5 protein-coding genes and 1 pseudogene are annotated in these 4,584 nt (G+C 63.4%); 5 read left to right on the top strand and 1 reads right to left on the bottom strand.

Annotation, left to right across the window (positions count from 1 at the left end; genetic code table 11):
- The 5 genes and pseudogenes from AC1DY5_RS42795 to AC1DY5_RS42815 form a co-directional block, all read left to right on the top strand.
- Positions 1-240: pseudogene (locus AC1DY5_RS42795) on the top strand (DUF2955 domain-containing protein); the annotation flags it as partial.
- 15 nt (positions 241-255) lie between these two features.
- Positions 256-696, top strand: coding sequence for an ion channel (locus AC1DY5_RS42800; RefSeq protein WP_478120491.1), 441 nt, complete (start codon positions 256-258; stop codon positions 694-696).
- 165 nt (positions 697-861) lie between these two features.
- Complete coding sequence (locus AC1DY5_RS42805) at positions 862-1,320, top strand: hypothetical protein (protein ID WP_478120492.1); 459 nt, start codon at positions 862-864, stop codon at positions 1,318-1,320.
- A 219-nt stretch (positions 1,321-1,539) separates the two neighbouring features.
- The gene (locus AC1DY5_RS42810) at positions 1,540-1,674 is read left to right on the top strand and encodes a hypothetical protein (RefSeq protein ID WP_478120493.1); all 135 of its coding nucleotides are present in this window, start codon (positions 1,540-1,542) and stop codon (positions 1,672-1,674) included.
- Positions 1,675-1,790: 116 nt separating this feature from the next.
- Positions 1,791-2,399: a GNAT family N-acetyltransferase gene (locus AC1DY5_RS42815; RefSeq protein ID WP_478120494.1), complete on the top strand. Its 609-nt coding sequence runs from the start codon at positions 1,791-1,793 to the stop codon at positions 2,397-2,399.
- Here the strand turns inward: AC1DY5_RS42815 and AC1DY5_RS42820 are convergent.
- Positions 2,394-4,133: a SulP family inorganic anion transporter gene (locus AC1DY5_RS42820; protein WP_478120495.1), complete on the bottom strand. Its 1,740-nt coding sequence runs from the start codon at positions 4,131-4,133 to the stop codon at positions 2,394-2,396. The genes AC1DY5_RS42815 and AC1DY5_RS42820 overlap by 6 nt on opposite strands.
- Positions 4,134-4,584: the final 451 nt, after the last annotated feature.

The following is a 4,584-nucleotide window of genomic DNA, read 5'->3' on the forward strand; positions in this document are numbered from 1 at the left end:
CTGTTCCGGGTCCGGCCCGGCGCCTTGCCGCCATCCTTCTGGGTCCAGTCGCTGGTGACCATGCTGCTGCTGCTGGGGCCGGCCATCGAGGACAGCGCCGGCGGCAAGGATGTGCTCAAGGCATCGGCCGTGCGCGTCGCCTTGTTCGTCGCGGTGGCGCTCTATGCATGGGCGACGGTGTGGGCGCTGGAACACTGGCGAGCCACCCGATCCGATGCGCTGTTCTTCAGACACGGCTAACGGAGGACTCACACCATGCTGACCAATCTGGCGATCGGGCTGCCGACCATCCTGCTGTGCCTTGTACTGCAGGCGGCCTTCACGTTCTGGAGCGTTCGCTACTACTACGGCCAATCGAACCGGGAACCCGCCATCACAGGGCCGTTCGTTCAAATTCGCTCGCTCCTGGTCGTGATGGTCGTGCTGATACTGGGAAACTTCCTTCAGATCATGATCTGGGGAATGTTGTTCATGGCGCTGGGCGAGTTTGACGAGTTGTACGAGGCGGTGTACCACTCTGCGGTGAACTTCAGTTCGCTCGGATACGGTGACGTGGTGATGACCAAGCCCTGGAAGCTGCTGGGCCCGCTCGAGGCTGCGAACGGGGTGTTGATGTTCGGCCTGACCGGCGCCGCGTTGATGGCGATCCTGCAACAGATGATCAAGGCTCAAGCCGAAAAGAGCGGGACAGCGTAGTCGCGCTCGGCTTCTCGCCCTTCGCATTCATTGCCGATGGCTATGAATGCATACGCATCGGCAAATTGTTCTCGCGGGACCGGATTCCTAGAATGCCTCCATCCTTTCACGATGTGGCCTTCATGCATGGCGGCGTGGTGAAGCGCCGACCGCGGAACGCTCGCCATGATCGCTGCCCTGTACTACGAACCGCTGTGGATGTTCTATCGTGATGACGTCATACGCCCCCAGTTCGATGAGCTTCGCTACAAGCGACTCGCCGTGTGCTCGTTGGACAGCGGCGTACGCGCGTTCATGGACCCGCTGCTCGCAGCGAATGGCATCTCCCACTTCAACACCGAGTTGGTACCTCTCATCAATCTGGCTGCTCTGCGCGCGCTGCAGGAGGGGCAGGTCAATGCCGCATTCCTGGTCGGCCCCGCGCAGTCGCCGGCCATATGGCAGACCTTGCGCGACCCGGACCTGAAAACTGATGAGTCTGGCGCGCGGCGGATGACGCGTTTCCAAACACTGCCACAGTGGACCTTCCCGTGTCGGCCGATGCGAATCGACACCACCGCTTTGGACCCAGCCTGCTTCACCGCTACCTGCCGTTCTTCGTCGCCGTCTACGTCGAACGGCTGATCGTGCTGCTATTGCCGGCGTTGTTCGTCATCGTGCCCCTGACGAATCTTTTGCCGAGGTTGGTGCGCTGGCGGGTGCGGTCGCGCATTTACCGTTGGTACGGAGAGTTGGCACTTCTCGAGCGCGACGTCAGCACGCGCACCGGCACGTTGCCCATCGAGCAATGGCTTGCCGATTTGGCCCCGATCGAGCAGGGCTGTCGCGCGGATCCGCGCCCCCGTGAGCTACGCCAGCGAAACCTATACGCTGCGCGAACACATTGGGCTGGTTCGCCAGGCCGTGATGGCCAAGGCGCAAGACGGAGGCGCGAATGCGCATGGTGAACCAAAACATGCCTCGATCGCCGAAATCTAGTTCTAGTCATACCCCTTTTTAAATTGCGCACTCAACCGCCGCGAGGGCCGCGATTGCAGCGCGCACCGTTGCGCTGTACGCTTCGAGGACGTTCTGCCCTGGTGGGGGGAAAGACGTTGCCCATTCGCAGGAGATCGACCATGAGTGCCCATATGAATAGCGACTCAGCGCCCGAACCGAGTCGCGATGCGGCCTCTGGCATTGCTGCCAGCTCCGACATCACCTTGCGCGACGGACGGGCCGTGCGCCTACGAGCGGTATGCCCTGCCGACGAGGCTGAGTTCCTGCAAGCGTTCGAGCGCCTGAGCCACGACGCCCGCTACATGCGCTTCATGCACGCCGTTCGCGACCCTAACCTCGAACGTGTGCGCAGCGCACTCGCCTCGTTTCCCGAGGGCGGGGTCGGGCTCGTGGCGACGGTCCCGGCAGCCGACGGCATCGACATTGTCGGTAGCGCCGTTGCGATCTTCGCAGGCGACGGGACAAGCAACTGCGAGTTCGCGATCACTGTCGCCTCCGCATTCGGCGGTGCCGGGCTTGCGACCGCACTGATGACCGCGCTCATCGACGAGGCAGCGCGCCGTGGCATGAAATCAATGGAAGGCTTCGTACTGGCGCAGAACCAGCCCATGCTTCGCCTTGCAAGGCGTCTCGGGTTCAGCGTCAAGTCCGAGCCCGGCGATGCGTCCGTTCGCATCTGCCGGCTGGCATTGGGTGGCTCATAGCGCTTCCGCAGTCTTGCGATTCTCGAACTCGTCGATGACGTCGGCCACCGAGATCCTTCGCCCGAAGTAGCCCACGTTCTCTTCGAGTCCTTCGGCGCGCAGGATGTCGCGCACCGAGGCATGCGCAGCGACCAATCGAAGCTGGATCTGCGCTTCGGCGAGTTCCTGATGCAGCTTCGACAGCATCCTTGCGCCGGCGAGGTCGACCTGCGGTGAGCTCGATAGGTCGCAGACCACCAGCTTCAGCATTGGAGGGGCAGCGCGCAGATTCTGCCGCACGACCTCGCGCACGTGGTCGGCGTTGAAGTAAAGCAAGGCCGAGTCGACGCGGAACACCAGCGCGCCGGGCACCGGCGAGTTGTCGGGGTTTCGCTCCATGTCGGAGAACTGTCGCGTGCCGGGGATGCGGCCGAGCGTGGCCACGTGCGGGTGCGCGGCACGACGGATCAGGAGCAGCAGTGACGCGATGACCGCGACGATCACGCCATTGAGGATGCCCAGAAAAAGCACGGCGACGAAGGCGATCATCGACACTGCGAACTCGTAGCGGCTGACCCGCCAGAGTCGCTTCATCTCGCCGATGTTCACCAATCCCTTGACGGCCACCAGAACGATGGCGGCCAGGACGACGTTGGGCAGGTTCTTCAGCCCGTCGGTCAGGAACATCAGGCAGAGGCCGATCGTGGCCGAGGCGAACACCAGCGCCATCGGCGTCTTGGCGCCGGCCTTGTCGTTCACCGAGGATTGCGAGAGACCGCCCGCCACCGGATAGGCTTGGAAAAGCGCCGCGCCAAGGTTGGCCGCGCCGAGTCCGAGCAGTTCCTGGCGCGGGTCGATTTCGTACTTGTGCGCTTCGGCCAGGGCGCGTGCGGCCGAGACGCTCTCAACGTACGCCAGTAGCAAGCAGGCGAATGCCAGCGGAACGACGCCCTCCACGTCACGTACCCGCAAGCCAGGCAGTTTGAAGTCCGGCAGGCCCTGAGGCAAGGCACCGACGACCTTGAAGCCGAGTTCGCCGAGCGAGGTGACCGATAGCACCACGATGGAGGCCACCACCACGAACAGCGCAGCCGGCCGTCCCGGCAGATACTTCTCCGCCAGCAGCAGCAGAACGAGGGCAACAAGACCGAAGCTCAGCACGGCGAGGTTCGTCTCCGGGATCTGGCCGCCGAGGATGACCAGGCGCTCGAAGAAGTCCTCGCCGCCCCCCTTGACGCCGAAGAGCTTGGGCAGTTGGGTCAGTGCAATCGTGCAGGCCGCGCCGGCCTTGAAGCCGAGCAGGATGGTCTCGCTGATGAAGTTGACTAGTGAGCTCAGGCGCAGCAGCCAGGCCACCATGCACATCGCCGCGATGAGCAGCGCGGTCAGTGCCGCGATGCTGGCCCAACGCTCGGGATCGCCTTGGGCCATGCCCGCCACCGTGACGCCGACCAGCATCGAGATCGCGGACGTCGGGCCGATCGCCAGTTGGCGCGACGAGCCGAACAGCGCGTAGAACAGACCGCCGACGAGGTAGCAATAGATGCCGAACTGCGGGGGCAGTCCGGCCAGTGATGCATAGGCCAGCGAAACCGGGATGCCGTAGGCCGCCAGAGTGACGCCGGCAATGGCGTCATTCGCCAGCCACTTGGGCTGGTACGAAGGCAGCCACTGCGCCGGGGGAAAGGCAGCGCGCCAGCCCCGCGTCTCTGCTTCTGCGACAAACGCTCCTTCCGGTTGCACTTCCTGGGTCATGCTGAACTCCCGCCACGGTCTCGTGAAATGCGCCGCTGGCCTGGTGCGCACGCGGTCGACTTGATCACCTCGGTGGCCACCGGCCCGGCGTCCGCAACGGAAAAGATCGGCGCGTCCTCGTCGTGTTTGGCGAAAACTGATACGGTCATGTCGAGTCGCTCGCGAAGTCGGGGCGTCGCATCGTGCACCCTTTCAATAGCTGCCGTGTCGTCGCATTACAACATGTTGCAAACTGCAAATGGCGTCTATATCGCAGACTCTGCGCTCCCGCCACACTAGCCCTCCACCAATCAATCGGAGCCCAAGTAGCTTCCGATTCGCCGCCTCTCTGCAAAGAGCGAAGGAGGAAACATGACTAAATCGACTCTTGAGGCCGACCCCCGGAAAGTCGTCTGGCGCAGCTTTGCACCGGGCAACTGGCAAGAGCATGTCGACGTGCGCGATTTCATCC

Source organism: Variovorax sp. P4_D9 (assembly GCF_056401695.1).

Excerpts from the sequence above, each read along its gene's own strand:
- AC1DY5_RS42800 (WP_478120491.1), top strand. The coding sequence starts at position 256 with ATGCTGACCAATCTGGCGATCGGGCTGCCGACCATCCTGCTGTGCCTT.
- AC1DY5_RS42805 (WP_478120492.1), top strand. The coding sequence starts at position 862 with ATGATCGCTGCCCTGTACTACGAACCGCTGTGGATGTTCTATCGTGAT.
- AC1DY5_RS42820 (WP_478120495.1), bottom strand. The coding sequence starts at position 4,133 with ATGACCCAGGAAGTGCAACCGGAAGGAGCGTTTGTCGCAGAAGCAGAG.